Source organism: Pantoea sp. CTOTU50773, assembly GCF_032082325.1.
In the GTDB taxonomy this organism is placed as follows: domain Bacteria; phylum Pseudomonadota; class Gammaproteobacteria; order Enterobacterales; family Enterobacteriaceae; genus Pantoea; species Pantoea communis.
On record NZ_DAMDQC010000007.1, the window covers coordinates 1 to 22,207 of the forward strand.

At 54.9% G+C, this 22,207-nt stretch carries 18 protein-coding genes; 15 read left to right on the top strand and 3 right to left on the bottom strand.

Annotated elements, in window-relative coordinates; genetic code table 11:
- Window positions 1-486: 486 nt before the first annotated feature.
- The gene (queG, locus tag RT340_RS02010; protein WP_097119483.1) at window positions 487-1,626 is read right to left on the bottom strand and encodes a tRNA epoxyqueuosine(34) reductase QueG; all 1,140 of its coding nucleotides are present in this window, start codon (window positions 1,624-1,626) and stop codon (window positions 487-489) included.
- Between queG and nnr the strand changes: the two genes are divergently transcribed.
- The 15 genes from nnr (at window position 1,625) to RT340_RS02085 (ending at window position 19,818) form a co-directional block, all read left to right on the top strand.
- The gene (nnr, locus tag RT340_RS02015; protein ID WP_097119484.1) at window positions 1,625-3,142 is read left to right on the top strand and encodes a bifunctional ADP-dependent NAD(P)H-hydrate dehydratase/NAD(P)H-hydrate epimerase; all 1,518 of its coding nucleotides are present in this window, start codon (window positions 1,625-1,627) and stop codon (window positions 3,140-3,142) included. The genes queG and nnr overlap by 2 nt on opposite strands.
- A 3-nt stretch (window positions 3,143-3,145) precedes the next feature.
- On the top strand, window positions 3,146-3,622 hold the full coding sequence (gene tsaE / locus RT340_RS02020) for a tRNA (adenosine(37)-N6)-threonylcarbamoyltransferase complex ATPase subunit type 1 TsaE (protein WP_034829377.1): 477 nt from the start codon (window positions 3,146-3,148) through the stop codon (window positions 3,620-3,622).
- An 8-nt stretch (window positions 3,623-3,630) separates the two neighbouring features.
- The gene (amiB, locus tag RT340_RS02025; protein ID WP_370523126.1) at window positions 3,631-5,268 is read left to right on the top strand and encodes an N-acetylmuramoyl-L-alanine amidase AmiB; all 1,638 of its coding nucleotides are present in this window, start codon (window positions 3,631-3,633) and stop codon (window positions 5,266-5,268) included.
- A 42-nt stretch (window positions 5,269-5,310) separates the two neighbouring features.
- The gene (gene mutL / locus RT340_RS02030) at window positions 5,311-7,179 is read left to right on the top strand and encodes a DNA mismatch repair endonuclease MutL (RefSeq protein WP_211728475.1); all 1,869 of its coding nucleotides are present in this window, start codon (window positions 5,311-5,313) and stop codon (window positions 7,177-7,179) included.
- Window positions 7,172-8,113 carry a tRNA (adenosine(37)-N6)-dimethylallyltransferase MiaA gene (gene miaA / locus RT340_RS02035; RefSeq protein ID WP_211728476.1) on the top strand — a complete coding sequence of 314 codons (942 nt, stop codon included), beginning with the start codon at window positions 7,172-7,174 and terminating at the stop codon, window positions 8,111-8,113. Before mutL ends, miaA begins: the two co-directional genes overlap by 8 nt.
- 110 nt (window positions 8,114-8,223) lie before the next feature.
- Window positions 8,224-8,541, top strand: a complete 318-nt coding sequence (gene hfq, locus RT340_RS02040; protein ID WP_034829366.1) for an RNA chaperone Hfq — start codon at window positions 8,224-8,226, stop codon at window positions 8,539-8,541.
- An 80-nt stretch (window positions 8,542-8,621) separates the two neighbouring features.
- A complete protein-coding gene (gene hflX, locus RT340_RS02045) occupies window positions 8,622-9,902 on the top strand; it encodes a ribosome rescue GTPase HflX (protein ID WP_097119487.1) in 1,281 nt (426 codons plus the stop codon).
- Window positions 9,903-10,015: 113 nt separating this feature from the next.
- On the top strand, window positions 10,016-11,254 hold the full coding sequence (hflK, locus tag RT340_RS02050; protein WP_034829354.1) for an FtsH protease activity modulator HflK: 1,239 nt from the start codon (window positions 10,016-10,018) through the stop codon (window positions 11,252-11,254).
- Between the two features lie 3 nt (window positions 11,255-11,257).
- Window positions 11,258-12,262: a protease modulator HflC gene (gene hflC, locus RT340_RS02055; protein WP_211728477.1), complete on the top strand. Its 1,005-nt coding sequence runs from the start codon at window positions 11,258-11,260 to the stop codon at window positions 12,260-12,262.
- Between the two features lie 58 nt (window positions 12,263-12,320).
- On the top strand, window positions 12,321-12,521 hold the full coding sequence (locus tag RT340_RS02060; RefSeq protein ID WP_034829350.1) for a DUF2065 domain-containing protein: 201 nt from the start codon (window positions 12,321-12,323) through the stop codon (window positions 12,519-12,521).
- Between the two features lie 176 nt (window positions 12,522-12,697).
- Complete coding sequence (locus RT340_RS02065; protein WP_034829348.1) at window positions 12,698-13,996, top strand: adenylosuccinate synthase; 1,299 nt, start codon at window positions 12,698-12,700, stop codon at window positions 13,994-13,996.
- Window positions 13,997-14,188: 192 nt separating this feature from the next.
- Window positions 14,189-14,632: a nitric oxide-sensing transcriptional repressor NsrR gene (gene nsrR / locus RT340_RS02070; protein WP_034829346.1), complete on the top strand. Its 444-nt coding sequence runs from the start codon at window positions 14,189-14,191 to the stop codon at window positions 14,630-14,632.
- 16 nt (window positions 14,633-14,648) lie between these two features.
- Entirely contained in the window at window positions 14,649-17,099 is a 2,451-nt protein-coding gene (gene rnr, locus RT340_RS02075) for a ribonuclease R (protein ID WP_313373786.1), read from the top strand.
- A gap of 266 nt (window positions 17,100-17,365) precedes the next feature.
- Complete coding sequence (rlmB, locus tag RT340_RS02080; RefSeq protein ID WP_211728479.1) at window positions 17,366-18,100, top strand: 23S rRNA (guanosine(2251)-2'-O)-methyltransferase RlmB; 735 nt, start codon at window positions 17,366-17,368, stop codon at window positions 18,098-18,100.
- A gap of 89 nt (window positions 18,101-18,189) precedes the next feature.
- On the top strand, window positions 18,190-19,818 hold the full coding sequence (locus RT340_RS02085; RefSeq protein WP_097119490.1) for an isovaleryl-CoA dehydrogenase: 1,629 nt from the start codon (window positions 18,190-18,192) through the stop codon (window positions 19,816-19,818).
- On the opposite strand, the gene bsmA is transcribed toward RT340_RS02085, so the two are convergent.
- Together bsmA and RT340_RS02095 are read right to left on the bottom strand one after the other, a co-directional pair.
- Window positions 19,792-20,118: a biofilm peroxide resistance protein BsmA gene (gene bsmA / locus RT340_RS02090; RefSeq protein ID WP_211728480.1), complete on the bottom strand. Its 327-nt coding sequence runs from the start codon at window positions 20,116-20,118 to the stop codon at window positions 19,792-19,794. The two genes, RT340_RS02085 and bsmA, sit on opposite strands and share 27 nt — an antisense overlap.
- A gap of 55 nt (window positions 20,119-20,173) precedes the next feature.
- Window positions 20,174-22,105, bottom strand: coding sequence for a methyl-accepting chemotaxis protein (locus tag RT340_RS02095; RefSeq protein WP_211728481.1), 1,932 nt, complete (start codon window positions 22,103-22,105; stop codon window positions 20,174-20,176).
- Window positions 22,106-22,207: the final 102 nt, after the last annotated feature.

Here is a 22,207-nt window from a genome sequence, read left to right on the forward strand (position 1 = left end):
ACGACCTTGCCAAGGTCGGGGTCGCGAGTTCGAGTCTCGTTTCCCGCTCCAGATTTTCATATTCACTAATGTTATTTGCTCTCGGGCGTAATCAGACTTAAAACTGCTGCAGTCTTTATCGATCTCATGCGGCCTGGTTTTCTTTCTGGAAATTTTACGTACCGCATTAGCACCAACGATGCCTGTAGTCTGTTGCAGTTATCTTACAGGTTATCCACAATGCGCCTGCAACGTACCGACGGCGTTTTACCCTATCTGCAAAACTGTTTTGAACAGAGTTATCCACAAGCTCTGGACAAGCCCCTGCGCGCAATATTCTACTTAAATGTTTACAATAATCATTTAACTCATTGATTGTTAATGAATTAAAGGTATTTCAGTCTGTGAATAGTCTTGGTAGACGATATAATGATCCTCGTCACTATTCGGCTTTATAATTTTATTCACAGCATGTGGAAAAGGATTTTATCCTGCGCGATTGGTTAATCACGCATCACGGACCAGGCCTTTCTCGACGGCGCGCACTAAGCGCTGTTTCTTCGCGGGCTGAACATCCACGCTCTGTGCCGCACGCCTCTGTAATTGCTGCGTGATGGCCCAGTCAATATGCTCATCCAGCATGGCGTTTTCACCGCTACGCATTTGCAACGCCGCCAGATTTTCTTCTGCCCAGGGCGCATTGCCCAATGCTACTGCGATATTCCTCAGCCAGCGTAAGTGGCCGATGCGGCGGATCGCAGAGCCTTCAGTGACTCGCAAGAATTTCGCTTCATCCCACTTGAAGAGATCCACCAACGGCGGCGCGTGCAGCACCGCGCGCGGCGAGAAATCATCTTCATCGGTCAACTGACCATAACGATTCCACGGACAGATAAGCTGGCAATCGTCACATCCATAGATGCGGTTACCAATCAGCGGACGGAATTCTTCCGGTATCGCACCTTCCAGCTCAATAGTGAGATAGGAAATACAGCGCCGCGCGTCAACCACATAAGGCTCAACGATAGCGGAAGTCGGGCAAATAGTGATGCAGGCGACGCAGCGACCGCACTGTTCTTCCTGTGGCTGATCGACGGGCAACGGCAAATCAATCAGCAACTCGCCGAGAAAGAACCAGGAACCGGCTTCGCGATTGAGAATGAGCGAGTGTTTACCGGTCCAGCCCAAGCCTGCTTTGGCGGCAATCGGCCGTTCAAGGATGGGGGCGGAATCGACAAATGGGCGAAAGTTGAGTTCGCCACAATGCGCCTGAATCATTTCTCCAAGCTTTTTCAGGCGATTGCGCAATACTTTGTGATAATCGCGGCCCAGCGCATAGCGGCTGACATAGCCCAGCTGAGGATTTTTTAAGGTGCTGGCAAACGCCGCTTTGGCCGGAAGGTAGTTCATGCGCACGCTGATCACGCGCAGTGTGCCGGGCAGGAGTTCATGCGGACGCGCACGCATCATGCCGTGGCGCGCCATCCAGTCCATCTCTCCGTGATACTGCTTCTCCAGCCAATCCTGTAATTTGGGCTCTTCAGCGCTAAGATCGGTATCGCAAATACCAACCTGCTGAAAGCCGAGTTCGCGCCCCCACTGTTTAATTTGGTGGGCAAGCTGTTGAAGATCGAGAGGGTATGACATGAGAAACCAGGCAATTGAAGCAAACCCGCGCAGTTTACCACACTCTGTCTGGCCTGCGCAGGCGATAGGGCAACTGGAGCGCGATGCGGCGGATAGCCTGGGTTTAACCTTGTATGAATTGATGCTGCGCGCCGGACAGGCGAGCTACGAACGGGTGCGGGCGCAATGGCCGCAGGCGCAGCATTGGCTGATTCTGTGCGGACAGGGTAATAACGGGGGCGATGGCTATGTGGTGGCGCGGTTGGCACAGGCTGCGGGGCTAGAGGTGACACTGCTGGCATGTACCGGTAATAAGCCGCTGCCGGAAGAAGCGCAGCAGGCGCAAGAAGCCTGGCTGGCGGCGGGCGGGGTGATACATGCCCCGGATGCGTCATGGCCGCAAAACATTGATGTGATCATCGATGCATTGCTCGGTACCGGCATCAATCGTGCACCAGCCGCGCCTTACGCTGAATTGATTGATCTGGCCAATGCACATGCCGCGCCCATCTTCGCGATAGATATTCCATCGGGGTTGAATGCTGCCACTGGCACCACGCCGGGCAATGCCATCAACGCGGATGTCACCCTGAGTATGATTGTGTTGAAACCGGGATTGTTGACTGGTAAAGCTCGCGATCACGTGGGTCGATTACATTGTGATGCGCTAGGCCTGAATGCATTCCTCGCGGGCGAGACGGATCCCATTCAACGCTACGATGCGGCTGATCTGGTGCACTGGCTGAAACCACGAAAAGCCACTTCGCACAAAGGTGACCATGGACGTTTAGTGGTAGTGGGAGGGGATACTGGCACCGCCGGGGCGATTCGAATGACGGCGGAAGCGGCGCTGCGCAGTGGTGCTGGGCTTGTGCGCGTGCTCACGCATGAAGATAATATCGGCCCGATTCTGACCGCGCGACCGGAGCTTATGGTCGATGCGCTAAATGATGAAACGCTGGAACAGGCCCTGCAATGGGCAGACGTGATCGCTATCGGGCCCGGACTGGGACAACGTGAGTGGGCTCAGAAGGCACTGAAAAAAGTCGCGTCTAGTGAAAAGCCGATGCTTTGGGATGCTGATGCGCTTAACCTGCTGGCAATCAAGCCGGATTACCGTCAGAATCGCATCATTACTCCGCATCCTGGCGAGGCCGCACGGCTGTTAGGCGTGAAGACCAGTGAGGTCGAGCGCGACCGCTTACAGGCGGCGCAAACGCTCGCTAAACGCTACGGCGGTGTGGTGGTGCTGAAAGGCGCAGGCACGATCGTGGCCAGCGCGGCAGGTGACATCGCGATTGCGGATGTAGGCAATGCAGGGATGGCATCCGGCGGCATGGGCGATGTCCTGAGCGGTATCATTGCGGCCATGCTGGGCCAGAAACTGACTTTACTTGAGGCAGCCTGCGCGGGCTGTGTCGCACACGGTGCAGCGGCAGATGCGGTTGCCCGGCAGCGCGGTACGCGCGGCATGTTAGCCACTGATTTGTTCGAACTGCTGTGGCAGTTTGTTAATCCAGAGATGATCCAACAATAAAGCATGAAAACCTGTGTTATCCCTTTGCCCGATGAGGCGGCAACCCTAAATCTGGGTGCGCAACTTGCCCGCGTTTGCAGCAGCGCGTTGGTGATCTATCTTTATGGCGATCTCGGCGCCGGTAAAACCACGTTTAGCCGCGGCTTTTTGCAGGCGCTTGGCCATCAGGGTAATGTGAAAAGCCCAACCTATACGCTGGTGGAGCCCTACGAACTCGGCTCACGCACGCTGTATCACTTCGATCTTTATCGCCTGGCCGATCCTGAAGAGCTGGAGTTTATGGGTATCCGCGATTACTTCAGCGGGGATGCATTGTGCCTGGTCGAATGGCCGCAGCAGGGCGCTGGCGTATTACCCGAGCCCGATCTGGCATTGACGCTGCGCTACGTGGACGCGGCGCGAGAAGCGGAGATCAGCGCGGTTTCTGCAGTGGGTGAAACGCTGCTGGCCCAGTTCCAGCAAGGCAGGGAGTCGGCATGACCGCATGGATGAAAGGGATTCTGCTGGCTGCGCTCTGTATCGTTTCTGCTTCTGCGTTATCTGCCACCTTGTCAGATATCAAAGTCGAAAACGGCGACAGTCAGGCAACCGTCACGCTGAGTTTTAATGGTCAACCCGTGTATGGTTTCTTCCCGCTGCATAACCCCAATCGTGTGGTGCTGGATATTCGGCAAAGTGGCGCGATTAAGGGCTTGCCGCTGAACTTTAGCGGCGAAAACATCGTACAACGCATTCGCAATAGCCAGCCGAAAGATAAACAGAGTATTCGTTTGGTGTTCGAACTGACGCAGGCGGCACACACGCGTGCCAGCACCCAACGTGACGGCAATCAGTATCGCGTGGTGTTTACCATTCGCGGTACGCAACCGGCAAAACGCAGCACTGCTGCCGCACCGGTGACCACCGCTCGCCAGAGCGAGAGTGCGGCGAATCCCTTTAATGCCAATCCGGTGACCACCGTCACCAACAGCAACACCACGGTACGTCCGGGTGGCGCCGTTTCACGCAATGACACGGTGATTGTGGCGATTGATGCCGGCCACGGTGGTCAGGATCCCGGCGCATCGGGCCAGCATGGCCTGCACGAGAAGAACGTCACCATTGCCATTGCGCGCAAACTGAAAGCGCTGATGGATCAGGACCCGATGTTTAAGCCCGTGCTGACGCGAAACGGCGATTACTTTATCTCGGTGATGGGGCGATCCGAGGTGGCGCGAAAAGAGAATGCCAATTTACTGGTATCGATTCACGCCGACGCCGCGCCCAACCATTCGGCGACCGGCGCATCCGTTTGGGTGTTATCAAACCGCCGCGCCAATAACGAAATGGCGAACTGGCTGGAACAGAAAGAGAAGCAGTCCGAATTGCTGGGCGGTGCTGGTGATTTACTGGCAAACAGCCAGGCTGATCCTTACTTAAGCCAGGCGGTACTGGATCTGCAATTCGGGCATTCACAGCGCGTTGGTTATGATGTCGCGGTGAAAGTGCTGCAGCAACTGCGCGGAGTGACGCCGTTGCACAAACGTTTACCGGAGCATGCCAGCTTAGGCGTGTTGCGTTCACCGGATATCCCTTCTTTACTGGTTGAGACTGGCTTTATCAGTAACGCGGCGGAGGAGCGGCTGCTTGGCAGCAGCGCGTATCAGGAGAAAATTGCTCAGTCGATCTATAAAGGACTGCGCAACTATTTCCTCGCGCATCCGCTGCAATCCATCCCAAAGGAGGAAAACCGGCCGCTGGACAGCGCACCAGCGGTTAGCGTTGCCAGCAACCCGGCAACCGGTACCGTGCAATACACTGGCGCGACGCAGCGCCATACGGTGACGCGCGGTGAGACGTTGTCAGGTATTGCCGCCAAATACGGTGTCAGCATGGCAACTCTGCGTGACCTCAATAGCCTGAAACGCGATGTGGTGTGGGTCGGGCAACACTTGAAAGTCCCGGCAAAATCGGGCGTGAGCGTGACCGCTGCGAGTCGTCCTACCCGACACAAAGTGGTACGCGGTGATTCACTCACCGGGATCGCCGCTCATTATGGTGTCAGCCCCAAAGCCATCATGCAGGCGAATAATATGAAGTCGAGCAACGTGATGCTGGGGCAAAACTTAAAGATTCCACAATCCTGATTGCTGGCGCTGCGGCGCCAGTCTGCTTAAAGGATCACCACCATGCCAATACAGATTTTACCGCCGCAGCTGGCGAACCAGATTGCCGCCGGCGAAGTGGTTGAGCGCCCGGCATCGGTCGTAAAAGAGCTGGTGGAAAACAGTCTTGATGCCGGCGCGACGCGCATTGACGTTGATATCGAAAAAGGCGGCGCGAAGTTGATTCGCATCCGCGATAACGGTTGTGGCATCGCCAAAGCCGAACTGGCCATGGCATTGGCTCGCCATGCTACCAGTAAAATTGCTTCGCTGGATGATCTTGAGGCGATTATGAGCCTCGGTTTTCGCGGCGAAGCCCTCGCCAGTATCAGTTCGGTTTCACGCCTCACGCTAACCTCTCGCACCGCGGATCAACACGAAGCCTGGCAAGCCTATGCGGAAGGACGTGATATGGATGTCACGGTGAAACCTGCAGCACATCCTGTCGGGACGTCGCTGGAAGTGCTCGATCTGTTTTACAACACCCCGGCGCGCCGCAAGTTTATGCGCACCGAGAAGACCGAATTTACCCATATTGATGAAGTGATTCGCCGTATCGCGCTGGCGCGCTTTGACGTGGCAATTTCGCTGACCCACAACGGCAAGATGATTCGCCAGTATCGTGCGGTGGATCAGGAAGCGCAGCGTGAACGCCGTCTTGGCGCTATCTGTGGCACCCCCTTTATGCAACATGCTCTGCGCATTGACTGGCAGCATGACGATTTGGCGTTGCGTGGATGGGTGGCCGATCCCGCCGGGTCACGTCAGGTGACGGATCTGCAATATTGTTACGTCAATGGCCGCATGATGCGTGACAAGCTGATCAACCATGCGATTCGGCAGGCGTATCAGACGCAGTTGGGGGAAGATCAACAACCCGCTTATGTGCTGTATCTGGAGATCGATCCCCATCAGGTGGATGTCAATGTTCATCCCGCGAAGCACGAAGTCCGTTTTCACCAGTCACGGCTGGTGCATGATTTCATCTGGCAGGGCGTCATGAGTGCGTTGCAGGCGAGCCGTGCCGCAGAGTTGCCCATCACGCATGCGGAAGAGCCCGCGCCAAAGTGGCAGCCAGAGAACCGACAGGCCGCAGGCGCGAATCATTTTGCGCAACCGGCGAACACAACACGCAATAGCACCAGCTCCCGCAGCGGCGGTGCGGCAGCGGTAACGCACGCGGGTTGGCAGAATAAAGAGCCGGTGTATCGAGCACGTGAAGGTGCCGCCTACCAGCAGTTAATGAAAACGCCTGTGGCCGAAGCCCCTCGCGCCGCCGCGCCGCAACCGGCTCCCGTGCGTCAGCCTGAAGCACGCGAAGCGCCGTTGGCTGCACATGCGCAAAGTTTTGGTCGTGTGCTGAGCGTGATGCATGAGCAATATGCGCTGCTGGAACGGGGTCATCAATTACAGTTGTTGTCACTGAATGTGGCCTCACGCTGGCTGAAACAGGCCCAGTTACAACCGGGAGAAGAGGGCTTGAAACCTCAACCTTTACTGATCCCGGTCCGGCTGAAAATTGCCAAAGAAGAGTTGAATGTGATCGATGTTCAGGGCGCGTTATTGAGGCTGATGGGCATTGATTTACAACGAGAAGGTCAGCACGTCACCTTACGCGCCGTCCCTTTACCGTTACGCACACAAAATTTACAAATCTTGATTCCAGAACTGTTAGGCTACTTGGCCCGGCAGCAAGAGGTTTCTGCATCTGCGTTGGCCCAATGGCTGGCACGTCGTGATGATGCAGAACACGCTCACTGGAATCACTCGCAGGCGATTGCACTGCTGGCAGAGCTGGAAAGGCTATGCCCGCATCTGCTCAAGTCGCCGCCTTCAGGTCTGTTACAGACCATTGAGATTGAGAGCGCGATTAACGCGTTGAAGCATGAGTGAACTAAACCAGGCTAGCCGGCCAAAGGCAATTTTTTTGATGGGGCCTACCGCCTCCGGTAAGACGGCATTAGCGATTTCGCTGCGTCAGCAACTTCCGGTGGAACTTATCAGCGTTGACTCTGCCTTAATCTATCGCGGGATGGATATTGGCACGGCGAAACCTTCGGCAGAAGAGTTAGCACTGGCGCCCCATCGTTTGCTGGACATTCGCGATCCGGCGGAAGCGTATTCCGCCGCTGAGTTTCGTCGCGATGCGCTGGCAGAAATGGCGGAGATTACCCAAAAGGGTAAGATTCCGTTGCTTGTTGGTGGAACCATGCTCTACTTCAAGGCGTTGCTTGAAGGATTGTCGCCGTTGCCCTCGGCCGATCCCGAGGTGCGTCAGCGGATAGAGCAAATGGCGGCGGAGAAAGGGTGGGAAGCCCTACACCGCCAGCTGTGTGAAATCGATCCGGTCGCCAGTAGTCGTATTCATCCGAATGATCCGCAGAGACTTTCGCGAGCACTGGAAGTTTTTTTTATTTCGGGTAAAACTTTAACGGAACTGACAAAAACACCCGGCGAAGCGTTACCCTACGACGTGTACCAGTTTGCTATCGCTCCGGCGAATCGTGAACTGATACATCAACGCATTGCGTTGCGTTACGACCAGATGCTAGCGTCAGGATTTGAAGCGGAGGCTCGTGAACTGTTTGCACGAGGTGATTTGCATACGGATATGCCTTCCATTCGTTGTGTGGGTTATCGCCAGATGTGGTCTTATCTCTCTGGTGAAATCGATTACGACGAAATGGTTTATCGGGGAATTTGCGCCACCCGGCAGCTCGCTAAACGCCAGATGACCTGGTTACGTGGCTGGCCAAACGTCCATTGGTTAGACAGTGACGAGCCAGAATTAGCCCGTAATGCGGTGCTTCAGGTAGTTAGTGCGTAGCAGGGATGATTGTGTACAATTGGTCCGTTATCGTGCGCAAATTTTTACGCAGTTTTTCTGAACCACGGTTCTTAAAGTAACAAACAACAAGCATATAAGGAAAAGATAGAATGGCTAAGGGGCAATCATTACAAGACCCGTTTTTGAACGCATTGCGTCGTGAACGTGTACCGGTTTCGATCTATTTGGTGAATGGTATTAAGCTGCAAGGACAAATTGAATCCTTTGATCAGTTCGTCATTCTGTTGAAAAACACGGTTAGCCAGATGGTGTACAAGCACGCCATCTCTACAGTGGTTCCTTCTCGTCCGGTTTCGCACCATAGCAACAACCCGGGCGGTAGCGGTGGCAGCAGCAATTACCACCATAGCGGAAGCAACCAGGGCGCTCAGTCGCAGCCACAACAAGACGGCGATAACGCAGAATAATTTTGCGCTGCCGTAAAGCCAGGGCTGGGGAGCGAAAGCGTTTTCCCGTCCTGGTTATTTTATTTTAGCGAGGTTATAGCTTGTTTGACCGTTATGATGCCGGTGAGCAGGCCGTACTGGTACACATCTGGTTCTCCCAAGACAAAGAGCTGGAAGATTTGCAGGAGTTCGAAACTCTTGTCTCTTCTGCGGGCGTCGAAGCGCTGCATGTGATTACTGGCAGCCGTAAAGCGCCACATCCCAAATATTTTGTCGGTGAAGGAAAGGCAGTTGAAATTGCCGATGCGGTGAAAGCGAGTGGAGCATCGGTCGTATTATTCGATCATGCCTTATCGCCTGCCCAGGAACGTAATCTCGAGCGAGTGTGTGAATGTCGCGTTGTCGACCGCACTGGCTTAATTCTCGATATTTTTGCTCAGCGCGCCCGTACCCATGAGGGTAAATTACAGGTCGAGCTGGCACAATTGCGCCACATGGCAACCCGTTTGGTGCGTGGATGGACGCACCTTGAGCGCCAAAAAGGCGGTATTGGTTTGCGTGGTCCCGGTGAAACGCAGCTGGAAACGGACCGCCGCTTACTGCGTAATCGCATTAGTCTCATCCTTTCCCGCCTTGAGCGTGTGGAGAAGCAGCGCGAACAGGGCCGACAAGCACGCGCCAAAGCCGATGTGCCCACCGTTTCGCTGGTGGGATACACCAACGCCGGCAAATCTACCCTGTTCAATGCGGTGACGTCAGCCAATGTATATGCGGCCGATCAGCTGTTTGCGACCCTCGATCCGACACTGCGTCGCCTGAATGTGGCAGACGTGGGTGAGGTGGTTTTAGCGGATACCGTTGGGTTTATTCGCCACTTACCGCATGACTTAGTGGCGGCCTTTAAAGCCACACTGCAGGAAACACGTCAGGCGACGCTCTTGCTGCACGTGATTGACGCTGCCGATTTGCGCGTCAACGACAACATCGACGCCGTTAATGAAGTATTGGCAGAAATCGAATCGGATGAAATTCCCATGCTGTTGATTATGAATAAAATCGACATGCTGGACGGTTTTGTGCCGCGTATTGATCGTGATGAAGAGAATAAGCCGACACGCGTCTGGCTTTCTGCTCAGAGCGGTGAAGGTCTACCCTTACTTTGGCAGGCGCTGTCTGAACGCTTAGCCGGTGAAATTGCGCAGTATGATTTACGTCTGCCGCCAGAAGCGGGCCGTTTGCGCAGCCGCTTCTACCAACTGCAGGCGATTGAGAAAGAATGGAATGAAGATGATGGTTCTGTAGGTATGCACGTGCGAATGCCAATCGTTGACTGGCGTCGTTTGTGCAAACAGGAACCGTCATTAGCCAGTTATATTGTTTGATATTGCCCTAACGCCTTTACCTAACTTGTTGAAAATTGCTGCAATTATTTCTCTGGGCCGCAATTCGAAAGAGGAAGGGTAAAAAACGTAAATACAATAAATGGAGTAGAAACATGGCGTGGAATCAGCCCGGAAATAACGGACAGGACCGCGACCCGTGGGGAAGCAGCAATAATCAAGGCGGCAACTCTGGGGGAAATAAGGGAGGGCGCGATCAGGGGCCTCCTGATCTGGATGATATCTTCCGTAAGCTGAGTAAAAAACTCGGCGGACTGGGCGGTGGCAAACAGAGTGACAACAATGGCCAGCGCGGCGGCGGTAGCGGTGGCAAACTGGTTGGCATCGTTGCCGTAGCCGCAGTGGTCATCTGGGCTGCCAGCGGTTTCTACACCATCAAAGAAGCAGAACGTGGCGTTGTGACCCGTTTTGGTAAGTTCAGCCATCTGGTTGAGCCGGGCCTGAACTGGAAGCCAACCTTTATCGATCAGGTGCGTGCCGTTAACGTTGAAGCCGTGCGTGAACTGGCCGCCTCTGGCGTGATGCTGACGTCTGACGAAAACGTGGTGCGCGTGGAAATGAACGTGCAGTACCGCGTAACCAATCCTGAGCAGTATTTGTATGCGGTCACCAGCGCTGACGACAGTTTGCGTCAGGCCACCGACAGTGCGCTGCGCGGTGTGATTGGTCGTTCTACCATGGATCGTATCCTCACTGAAGGCCGTACCGTGGTGCGTAGCGAGACGCAACGTGAGCTGGATGAAACCATCCGTCCTTACAACATGGGGATTACCCTGCTTGACGTTAACTTCCAGGCGGCACGTCCACCGGAAGAAGTGAAGGCCTCGTTTGACGATGCCATCGCCGCACGTGAAAACCGCGAGCAGTACGTGCGTGAAGCAGAAGCCTATTCGAATGAAGTGCAGCCGCGTGCGAACGGTCAGGCGCAACGTATTCTGGAAGAAGCCCGCGCTTACAAAGAGCGTACGGTGTTAGAAGCGCAGGGTGAAGTGGCACGCTTTGCTTTACTGCTGCCGGAATACAAAGCCGCACCGCAAATCACCAAAGAGCGTCTGTATATCGAAAGCATGGAACGCGTGCTGAGCCATACACGTAAAGTCCTGGTTAACGACCGTGGTAACAGCCTGATGGTGCTGCCACTGGATCAACTGATGCGTGGTGGTCAGATTTCTGGCAGCCAGGCTGGCCAGAAAAACACTAATTTGATGAAGCTGCCTTCGTCTGGCAGCAGTGCCAGCAATGATGACTCTTCGTCTTATAGTCCGAGCAGCATCATGGACCAGCGTCGCGCCAATGCGTTACGCAACGATACCCAGCGCGCAGGGAGGGAGTAATCGATGCGTAAGCCAATTATTGCCGTAATTATTGTCGTCCTGGTGGCGCTGTACGCATCACTGTTCGTGGTGCAGGAAGGTGAGCGCGGTATCGTGCTGCGCTTCGGTAAAGTTCTGCGCGATAGCGAGAACAAGCCGCAGGTTTATGCACCGGGTCTGCACTTCAAGATCCCGTTTATTGAAACTGTGAAGTCGCTGGATGCGCGTATCCAGACCATGGACAACCAGGCCGATCGCTTTGTTACCAAAGAGAAGAAAGACCTGATCGTTGATTCCTACATCAAGTGGCGCATCAGTGATTTCAGCCGTTACTACCTGGCTACGGGCGGTGGTGATGTTTCTCAGGCTGAAGTGCTGCTGAAACGTAAGTTCAGTGACCGTCTGCGTTCTGAGATGGGTCGTCTGGATGTGAAAGACATCGTCACGGATTCACGTGGCCGTTTGACCACCGACGTGCGTGATGCGCTGAACACCGGTACTGCAGGCAGTGATGACGAAGTGCAGACGCCAGCTGCAGATGATGCGATTGCCAGCGCGGCAGCCCGCGTTGAGCGTGAAACCAACAGCAGCGAGCCAGCACCAAACCCGAACAGTATGGCTGCACTGGGTATTCAGGTGGTTGACGTACGCATCAAGCAGATCAACCTGCCAGCGGAAGTGTCTGATGCTATCTACAACCGTATGCGCGCTGAGCGTGAAGCGGTTGCCCGTAGCCAGCGTTCACAAGGTCAGGAAGAGGCTGAAAAACTGCGTGCTCAGGCGGATTACCAGGTCACTCGAACTTTGGCTGAAGCCCAGCGTCAGGCATTGATTTCACGTGGTGAAGGTGATGCGCAGGCAGCAAAACTGTTTGCTGATGCTTTCGGTCAGGATCCTGATTTCTATGCCTTTATCCGCAGCCTGCGTGCTTACGAGAACAGCTTCTCTGACAATCAGGACGTGATGGTGTTGAGCCCGGATAGCGATTTCTTCCGCTTTATGAAGGCGCCGACTAACGCCGCGCGTTAAGAACTGATATAACCTTGAGGCCGACAATGTTGTCGGCCTTTTTTTTGGGAAAAATAGCATGAACACAACCATCTGGATGGCGCTGGCATTGGTTCTGGTGCTGGAAGGGCTGGGTCCGATGTTTCTGCCGCGCATCTGGCGCCGCATGATTCTGTCTATGGCGCAGTTGCCCGATCGCATCCTGCATCGTTTTGGTGGTGGATTAGTGGTAGCGGGCGTGGTGATTTATTACATGCTGAGCGTGCACGCGAGCGCATAGCGTTAAATTTGAGCGATAACGCACGGCTAAATTGTGTCTTGCAGTCGATGTTTCCCCCAACATGTTGTATTGATCAAAACGCGGGCAAAAAACCGCGCAATCGTATGCTAAAAGTGCTGAAAGTGAGCAAAACCGATGGTAGAATCCATTTTTAAGCAATCGGTGATTTTGAAAAAATGGGTAAGAACGTCGTCGTACTGGGCACCCAATGGGGTGACGAAGGTAAAGGTAAGATCGTAGACCTTCTGACTGAACGCGCGAATTTCGTTGTGCGTTACCAGGGTGGCCACAATGCAGGCCATACACTTGTCATCAACGGTGAAAAAACCGTCCTCCACTTAATTCCATCTGGCATCCTGCGTGATAACGTGACCAGCATCATTGGTAATGGTGTTGTGCTGTCACCTGAAGCGCTGATGAAAGAGATGAAAGGCCTGGAAGAGCGCGGTGTGCCGGTACGTGAACGTCTGCTGATCTCCGAAGCATGTCCACTGATTCTGCAATATCACGTCGCGATGGACGTGGCGCGCGAAAAAGCGCGTGGCGCCAAAGCGATTGGTACCACCGGTCGTGGTATCGGTCCAGCTTACGAAGATAAAGTTGCACGTCGCGGTCTGCGCGTGAGCGACCTCTTCAATAAAGAAACCTTCGCCGTTAAGCTGAAAGAAATCGTCGATTTCTACAACTTCCAGCTGGTTAACTACTACAAAACTGATGCGGTTGACTATGAAAAAGTGCTGAGCGATACGTTGGCTGTGGCTGACATTCTGACCAGCATGGTGGTTGACGTTTCTGACCTGTTGGACGGTGCGCGCAAGCGTGGCGATCTGATCATGTTCGAAGGCGCACAGGGTACGCTGCTGGATATCGACCACGGTACTTATCCGTATGTGACCTCGTCTAACACCACCGCAGGTGGCGTGGCGACGGGCTCCGGTATTGGCCCACGTTATGTTGATTACGTGCTGGGTATCGTTAAAGCTTACTCAACGCGTGTTGGTGCGGGTCCATTCCCTACCGAACTGTTTGACGAAACTGGCGAGTTCCTGTGTGCACAGGGCCACGAATTTGGCGCGACCACCGGTCGTCGTCGTCGTACCGGCTGGCTGGATGCGGTTGCCGTTCGTCGCGCAGTACAGATCAACTCCCTGTCAGGTTTCTGCATGACCAAACTGGACGTGCTGGATGGCCTGAAAGAAGTGAAAATCTGTGTGGCTTATCGCATGCCGGATGGCCGCGAGATGACCACCACGCCACTGGCTGCGGAAGGTTGGGAAGGTATTGAGCCAATCTACGAAACCATGCCTGGCTGGAGCGAAACCACCTTTGGTGTGAAAACGCTGGAAGGTCTGCCACAGGCCGCGCGTGACTACATCAAGCGTGTAGAAGAAGTGACCGGTGTGCCGATTGATATTATTTCAACTGGCCCGGACCGTAGTGAGACCATGATTCTGCGCGACCCGTTCGACGCATAATCTTACATGGCCGGACACTGTCCGGCCTTTGTTTATCCGCTCTTTGACTCCGCTCACTCTCTTTTTTCTTGCAATTATCGATACTTGCTTAAGAAAAAACGCACCGGCTTCCACGCTCTGGTTTATCATCATACTTAAACACCACGCCGACCGGCGCATAACCCTAACGCCCGATGATTCACCGAGGTATATGTGCAGCTAACGAGTTTCACCGATTATGGTCTGCGTGCGCTGATTTACATGGCGACGTTGCCGGAAGGTAAGCAGACCAACATTACCGAAGTCACCGATACCTACGGGGTGTCGCGTAACCATATGGTTAAAATCATCAACCAACTCAGCCGGGCTGGCTTTGTCGCCGCGACACGCGGTAAAAACGGCGGAATTCGTTTAGGCATGGACCCGGAAAAAATCGTCATTGGTCAGGTAGTGAGAAAAATGGAGCCTTTGCAGCTGGTGAACTGTGAGGAGTGTGCCATCACACCGGCCTGTCGTCTGCGCAAGGCGCTGCACGATGCGGTCCAGTTATTCCTCAAAGAGCTGGATAACTATACATTGGCCGATCTGGTCAAAGATAACGATTCACTGTACCAAATTTTATTGTCCGAACCGCCGGTGGCAATCCAAATTAAATGACATCGGAGGAACCGTAATGTCAAAAGATCCTTATCAGGATAGAGAAGCAGAAAAGTACGACAACCCCATTCCAAGCCGCGAATTTATTCTGGCGCTGTTAGAAAAGCGTGAGAAACCCATCAATCGTGATGAAATTGCCCAGGAATTGAATATCACCAGCGAAGAGCAGCTTGAAGCGCTGCGCCGTCGTCTGCGCGCCATGGAGCGTGACGGTCAGCTGGTGTTTACCCGTCGTCAATGTTACGCCCTGCCAGAACGCCTCGACTTACTGCGCGGTAAAGTGATTGGTCACCGTGATGGCTATGGCTTCCTGCGCGTCGAAGGCCAGAAAGATGATTTCTATCTGTCTGCTGAGCAGATGAAATTCTGCCTGCACGGTGATGTGATTCTGGCACAGCCGGGTAGTGCAGACCGTAAAGGTCGCCGTGAAGCGCGCGTGGTGCGCGTGCTGGAACCACGCAACAGCCAGATTGTTGGCCGTTACTTTACCGATGCCGGCACCGGTTTTGTGGTGCCGGATGACAGCCGCCTGAGCTTCGACATCCTGATTCCGCAGGAAGAAACCCAGGGCGCGCGCATGGGCTCGGTGGTGGTTGTAGAGATCGTCCAGCGCTCAACCCGTCGCACCAAAGCCATCGGTAAGGTCACCGAGATTCTCGGCGATAACATGGGCACCGGTCTTGCGGTCGATATGGTGCTGCGCACCCACGAGATCCCACATACCTGGCCGGAAGAAGTTGAGAAAGAGATTTCGAAACTGAAAGAGCAGGTGCCAGAGGAGGCAAAAAAAGGCCGCGTCGATCTGCGTGAGTTACCGCTCGTCACCATCGATGGTGAAGATGCGCGTGACTTCGATGATGCCGTTTACTGCGAGAAAAAACGCGGTGGTGGCTGGCGTCTGTGGGTGGCGATTGCGGATGTCAGCTATTACGTGCGTCCAGGCACGGCGTTAGATGACGAAGCGCATCAGCGCGGCACGTCGGTTTACTTCCCGTCACAAGTGGTGCCGATGCTGCCGGAGATCCTCTCCAACGGTTTGTGCTCGCTGAACCCGCAGGTGGATCGTCTGTGCATGGTGTGCGAGATGACCATCTCTTCCAGCGGCAAGCTCACCGGCTATAAGCACTACGAAGCGGTGATGAACTCCCACGCGCGTCTGACCTACACCAAGGTGTGGAACATTCTGCAGGGCGATTCCGAGCTGCGTGAGCAGTATGCCGCGCAGGTTAAACACCTTGAAGAGCTGCATCACATGTATCAGGAGCTGGAAACCGCACGTGAGCAGCGTGGCGGCATCTCCTTCGAAACGGAAGAGGCCAAATTTATCTTCAATGCGGAGCGTCGTATTGATCGCGTTGAACGTACCGTGCGTAACGATGCGCACAAGCTGATCGAAGAGTGCATGATTCTCGCCAACATCGCCTCGGCGCGTTATGTTGAGAAGCATCAGGAACCGTCACTGTTCCGCGATCACGATCGTCCAACCGAAGATAGCATCAAAAGCTTCCGCACCGTATTGAACGAGCTGGGCTTGAGCCTGCCAGGAGGCGCGAAACCGCAGCCTGTCGACTATGCCGAATTGCTCAAGCAAGTGGCCGATCGCCCGGATGCAGAAATGCTGCAAACCATGTTGCTGCGCTCAATGAAGCAAGCGGTGTACGATCCTGAAAACCGTGGTCACTTTGGCCTGGCGTTGCAGTCCTATGCACACTTCACTTCGCCAATTCGTCGTTATCCTGATCTGCTGCTGCACCGTGCGATTAAATACCTGCTGGCGAAAGAGCAGGGCACGCTGAAAGGCAACACTACGCCAAACGGCGGTTATCACTACGATATGCAGCAGATGTTGCAGCTCGGTCAGCACTGTTCGATGACCGAACGCCGTGCTGATGAAGCCACGCGTGATGTCGCGGACTGGCTGAAATGTGACTTTATGCAGGATCAGGTTGGCAACGTGTTTAGCGGCGTGATCTCCAGCGTGACCGGATTTGGCTTCTTCGTGCGTCTCAACGATCTGTTTATCGATGGCCTGGTGCACGTCTCTTCGCTGGATAACGATTACTACCGTTTCGATCCAATTGGTCAGCGTCTGATTGGCGAATCTGGTGGCCGTACTTATCGTTTAGGCGATACGGTGGAAGTGCGTGTGGAAGCGGTGCACATGGATGAGCGCAAAATCGACTTTGCGCTCATCTCCAGCAAGCGCGTACCGCGCGGCGAGGGTAAAACCGAGCGCGAACGTGAGAAGCGCGGCGGCAAGCCGCCGGCAAGACGTCGTCGCGATGCGGGTAAAAAGGGCACCTTCGAGCCAGATTCAGCGTTCCGCAGCGAGAAGAAGCAGCATGCGCCTGCTGAAAAATCGGCTAAAACTGAGAAAAAAGGCAAAAAAGTCTCTGAGAAAACCCGTAAAATCGCCGCCGCCACCAAGGCCAAGCGCGGGTCGAAGAAGAAACCTAACGAAGCTTGAGGGTTGGCTCGCGAAGCCTGAAGACCTGATCGCACTTTGAAGGTGGGGTCGCCTTAAACGGCGCCCCAAAGTTAGGCTAGCGTGCTTTGATGGCGCCCGCTCGACAGATCATGGATAAGTGCGTAGTGATGGCGACTTTAAGTTAGTTCAGCGTGTTGTGACGACGAGCGTACGTTAAATCAGCACGTTTTGTAGGGTGCGCAGTTATGTGCACCGAAATTAATACTCAAATTTTCAAATCGATACATCCAACCTTGAGCAAACAAATGAGTGAAATAATTTTTGGTATTCATGCCGTGCAGGCGCTGCTGGAACGTGATCCTCAGCGTTTCCAGGAAGTCTTTATTCTCAAAGGCCGTGACGATCGTCGCCTGCAGCCGCTGATTGCCGCACTGGAAGCTCAGGGAATTGTGGTTCAGGTGGCTAATCGCCAATGGCTCGACAGCCAGGTGGAAGGCGGTGTGCATCAAGGTATCGTGGCACGCGTCAAGCAGGGTAAAAACTATCAGGAAGGCGATCTGCCGGATCTGCTGCAAAGCCTGGAAAAACCGTTTCTACTGGTACTGGATGGCGTTACCGATCCGCATAACCTCGGTGCCTGCCTGCGTAGCGCCGATGCGGCGGGCGTGCATGCCGTCATCGTGCCGAAAGATCGTGCCGCCCCGCTGAATGCCACGGCGAAAAAAGTCGCCAGTGGTGCAGCAGAGAACGTGCCATTGATTCGCGTCACCAACCTGGCACGTACCCTGCGTTTACTGCAGGAGTACAACATCTGGGTGGTTGGCACCGCAGGTGAAGCCGATCACACCGTGTACCAGAGCAACATGACTGGCCCGATGGCGTTGGTGATGGGTGCGGAAGGCGAAGGCATGCGTCGTCTGACCCGTGAACACTGCGATGAGCTGATCAGCATCCCAATGGCGGGCAGCGTCTCTTCACTGAACGTCTCTGTCGCCACCGGCGTCTGCCTGTTCGAAGCGGTACGCCAGCGTTTGGCGTGATCCCCACCACAAAAGTGTTTCTGAGCCAGGCATAACTGCACATCCCCCTCATACTTGAACCATGCGTTTTATGAGGGAGATGCCACATTATGACCTGGACAACCCACAGCGTTTTCAATCAGCCCCATCCTCTCAGTAACAGCAATTTATTCACCCGCGATATCGCTTTGTGCGAGGCAGTGGCACGTGAGGGTGCTGGCTGGGACCGCGAATGGCTGGCCTCTGTCGGACTGCAACTCGGCAGCGCGGAATCGCTGGAATTAGGTCGGCTGGCGAATACCCAACCGCCTGAGCTGCAGCGCTATGACGCACGCGGTGAACGGCTGGACGAAGTGCGCTTTCACCCGGCCTGGCATCTGCTAATGCAGGGACTATGCGCCAGCCGCTTGCACAACCTCAGCTGGCAGCCCGATGTGCAGCCCAATGCGATGGTGGCGCGTGCAGCGCGATTTATGCTGCATGCTCAGGTCGAAGCGGGTTCGCTCTGTCCGGTGACCATGACTCACGCCGCCATTCCGCTACTGCAAAATCATCTGCCGGAAGCCTACGCGGATTGGCGCGAGGCGCTGCTGAGCGATCGCTACGATGCGCATCACCAGCCGGGCAACAAAAAGCGCGGCCTGTTGATTGGCATGGGCATGACCGAGAAACAGGGCGGAACCGATGTGCTCAGCAACAGTACGCGCGCGGAACCCATTGGGGCACGCGGCACGGGCGAACCATTTAGGATCACCGGTCACAAATGGTTTTTCTCTGTGCCGCAAAGCGATGCGCATTTGATTCTGGCCCAGACTTCGCAAGGGCTGAGCTGTTTCTTTCTGCCGCGTCTGCTGCCTGATGGCACGCGCAACGCCATTCGCATCGAGCGCCTGAAGGACAAGCTAGGCAACCGCTCCAACGCCAGCGCCGAGGTGGAATTTCAGGATGCGATTGGCTGGCTGATGGGCGAAGAGGGCGATGGCGTGCGGCTGATCCTGAAAATGGGCGGCATGACACGCTTTGATTGCGCATTGGGCAGCCATGGCTTAATGCGCCGCGCCTTATCGATTGCCCTGCATCACGCGCAGCAGCGTCAGGTGATGGGCAAAAACCTTAGCGATCAGCCATTAATGCGCACCGTGCTGGCGCAGCAGGCATTGCAGTTAGAGGGGCAAACCGCGCTGCTAATGCGATTAGCGCGTGCATGGTCCACCCCCGCCAGCGAGCACGAACGTTTATATGCGCGACTGTTCACCCCCGCCGCCAAGTTTGGCATCTGCAAAGCGGGCATGCCGTTTGTGGCAGAATCGATGGAAGTGCTGGGCGGCATCGGCTATTGCGAAGAGAGTGAACTGCCGCGTCTGTACCGTGAGATGCCGGTTAATAGCATCTGGGAGGGTTCTGGCAACGTGATGTGCCTCGACGTGCTGCGCGTGCTGGGTCGCCAGGCGGACGTCATGACCATGCTCAACGATGAATTTGAAGCGGTAAAAGGCAGCAATCGCCACTTTGATCGTCGCTGGCGCCAGTTAAGGCTGCAGCTCAACCATGTGCGGGAAGGTATGGCACGTGAGGTGACGCAGGAACTGTTACAACTGGCGAGCGCGGCGATTCTGTTAAAAGTGGCAGAACCGCCGTTGGCTGATGGCTGGTGCGATCAACACCTGGATATGCGGGGGCGGCGTTCGTTGAGTGACGACCTCTGCACGCGCTTACTGTTGCGCGCCAGCGCTGGTTGAAGGCGCACCATAGAGAATCGCAGTACCGTACCAAAAACCGGGCAGCGTGGTTTCATCCAGCATCAGGATTTGGTAGTAAACCGCGCCCGCCTGATTCGCGCGTGCGGCCAGTGCGCGCTCGGCATCATCCGGTGAACCACGGGTAGAGATCGTAATATTGCCCAGCTTGCGCAAGCCATAACTTTGCGCACGACTAATCTCCTGCGCGTGGCTGGTGGGCGGCGGTGGGGCTTCCGGCGTGGTTTTAAACGCAGCACATCCGGTTAGTAATAGGCTCAACACCAGTAAAAAGCGATGCATAACACGCTCCTGAAAAGGAAGATGGCTCCAGTTTAGGCCATCTTCCCCGTTCACATTAGTCTTTCAAATGAAAAACACTCACTAGCTGCGTCAAATGATGACCTTGCTGGCTTAGCGTCTGCGCGGTGGTTTCCGATTGGGTGATCATATCGCTGCTTTGATGCGTTGCCTGGCCAATGTGATTCATTGCCAGATTAACCTGACCAATGCCCGCTGCCTGCTCTTGTGCGGCGATATTGATCTCGCCCATCAGCGTTTTCACCTGCTCAATATGGCTGACGATATGCTGCATCGCATCACGCGTTTGCTCCGACAGCGTATGCCCAGCCGCCACTTTATCGATGGAGGTGGCGATCAAGTTATCGATCTCTTTAGCCGCATTGGCACTGCGCTGCGCCAGCGCACGGACTTCCGCTGCCACCACGGCAAAGCCTTTGCCGTGCTCACCGGCACGCGCCGCTTCCACCGCCGCGTTAAGTGCCAGAATATTGGTTTGGAAAGCGATCGATTCAATCACATGGGTGATATCAGCAATGCTCTGTGAAGCCACGCGGATCTCCGCCATAGTTTCGACCGAGCGTGCCACCGTACTGCCGCCATGATTGACGGTGCTGGCCGCTTCACCGACCAGCGCCATCGCCTGGCGGACGTTGGCCGCGGTTTGCGCCACCGTCGCGCCAAACTGCTCCATGCTGGCAGAGGTCTCTTCCACGCTACTCGCCTGACGATTGATCTGTTCGCTAATGCTGGAGCTGCTGGCGGCGATAGTGTCAGTGCCACGACTGATATCGCGTGCCGCATAGCGAACCTGACTCACCACTTTTTCCAGCCCATCGCCGATACCGTTTATGGCCGCGACCAGTTGACCGATTTCGTCACGGCGGGTGGAATCCAGATGCGCCTGCAAATTACCGGCCGCATACTGCTCTGCCAGATGAATCACCTGCTGCAACGGGAGCGTAATGGCGCGTCGGCTGTACCAGATAAAGCCCACGGCAAAAGCGATGACCAGGGCAAGCCCAATGACGATAAACAGGTTACGGCTCTGGGTTATCGGGGCCAGCAGGCTGGCACGACTCACTTCTCCGGCAATAATCCAGTTCCAGCCCGGCAGTTGCTGCCACGCCAATAACTTAGTCTCGCCATCGAGCTCAATACTCATTAACCCTTTTGGCTGGGTTAACAGTTGCTGCTGGACGGTCTGATCCCAACGCGGCAATTTGCCTTCTGATTGACGATCAAACAGATACTGTCCCTGCGTGCTGCCGGTGGCACCGTTCAACACAAAGAAGTTGCCACTGTCGCCGAGATGGCGCGCCAGCACTTTGTCGCGCATCAGGGCGTATTGCGTATCGATCTGTACGCCAACGAACAGAATAGCGATCACCGCGCCGCTCTCATCCTGCACCGGCTGATACTGGGTGATATAACGATGGCCAAACAGCGTGGCCAGTCCGCGATAAACTTCGCCCTGATTGACGTTGCGCCATGCCGCGCTGCTGCGATCCAGTTTGGTGCCGATGGCGCGGTTACCGTCCTGTTTTTTCAGCGAGGTAGCAATACGGACATAGTCTTCACCGTCACGCACAAAGATGGTCGACACCGCACCGGTGCGATCGAGAAAATCATCCACCGCGATTTGATCGAGGTTGAGGGTTTTCAGCCCGGCGCGCAGCGTAGGCGTGCTGAATTCGCCGACCTGAATGCGATCGTTCTCATCACGACTAAAGCGCTTGGGCAGGAAGCTCTGGAAAAGTTTGGTGTAGTTCGCCACTTCTTCAGACAACGTGGCGTTAAACATGGTGGCCATTTCATTAATGCCCAGCACCTGATTTTGCATATCGTCAGTCGCCAGCTGCTCCAGTTGACGGGCCGCGTTATGACTCAGTGTTAGGGTCAGGGTAAACAGCACAATCGCCACGCTTAAAGACGTCAATACAGACAGTTTAATGCCGAGACCCATGGCGCTGAGAGAGAGACGCTTCATAAAGTACCTATTTCAAGACTATTGGAGGGGTACAAGATCAACGGCAAATGCGGCAAAAGGTTTAGTACAGAAATTATTCTGATTAAATGTGAAGTCGCTCGC

Bases quoted from the DNA above. Each gene is read 5' to 3' on its own strand.
- mutL (WP_211728475.1), top strand. From the start codon at position 5,311: ATGCCAATACAGATTTTACCGCCGCAGCTGGCGAACCAGATTGCCGCC.
- bsmA (WP_211728480.1), bottom strand. From the start codon at position 20,118: ATGCATCGCTTTTTACTGGTGTTGAGCCTATTACTAACCGGATGTGCT.
- queG (WP_097119483.1), bottom strand. From the start codon at position 1,626: ATGTCATACCCTCTCGATCTTCAACAGCTTGCCCACCAAATTAAACAG.
- hflC (WP_211728477.1), top strand. From the start codon at position 11,258: ATGCGTAAGCCAATTATTGCCGTAATTATTGTCGTCCTGGTGGCGCTG.
- nnr (WP_097119484.1), top strand. From the start codon at position 1,625: ATGAGAAACCAGGCAATTGAAGCAAACCCGCGCAGTTTACCACACTCT.
- hfq (WP_034829366.1), top strand. From the start codon at position 8,224: ATGGCTAAGGGGCAATCATTACAAGACCCGTTTTTGAACGCATTGCGT.
- amiB (WP_370523126.1), top strand. From the start codon at position 3,631: ATGAAAGGGATTCTGCTGGCTGCGCTCTGTATCGTTTCTGCTTCTGCG.
- RT340_RS02085 (WP_097119490.1), top strand. From the start codon at position 18,190: ATGACCTGGACAACCCACAGCGTTTTCAATCAGCCCCATCCTCTCAGT.
- rlmB (WP_211728479.1), top strand. From the start codon at position 17,366: ATGAGTGAAATAATTTTTGGTATTCATGCCGTGCAGGCGCTGCTGGAA.
- tsaE (WP_034829377.1), top strand. From the start codon at position 3,146: ATGAAAACCTGTGTTATCCCTTTGCCCGATGAGGCGGCAACCCTAAAT.
- RT340_RS02095 (WP_211728481.1), bottom strand. From the start codon at position 22,105: ATGAAGCGTCTCTCTCTCAGCGCCATGGGTCTCGGCATTAAACTGTCT.
- rnr (WP_313373786.1), top strand. From the start codon at position 14,649: ATGTCAAAAGATCCTTATCAGGATAGAGAAGCAGAAAAGTACGACAAC.
- RT340_RS02060 (WP_034829350.1), top strand. From the start codon at position 12,321: ATGAACACAACCATCTGGATGGCGCTGGCATTGGTTCTGGTGCTGGAA.
- RT340_RS02065 (WP_034829348.1), top strand. From the start codon at position 12,698: ATGGGTAAGAACGTCGTCGTACTGGGCACCCAATGGGGTGACGAAGGT.
- hflK (WP_034829354.1), top strand. From the start codon at position 10,016: ATGGCGTGGAATCAGCCCGGAAATAACGGACAGGACCGCGACCCGTGG.
- miaA (WP_211728476.1), top strand. From the start codon at position 7,172: ATGAGTGAACTAAACCAGGCTAGCCGGCCAAAGGCAATTTTTTTGATG.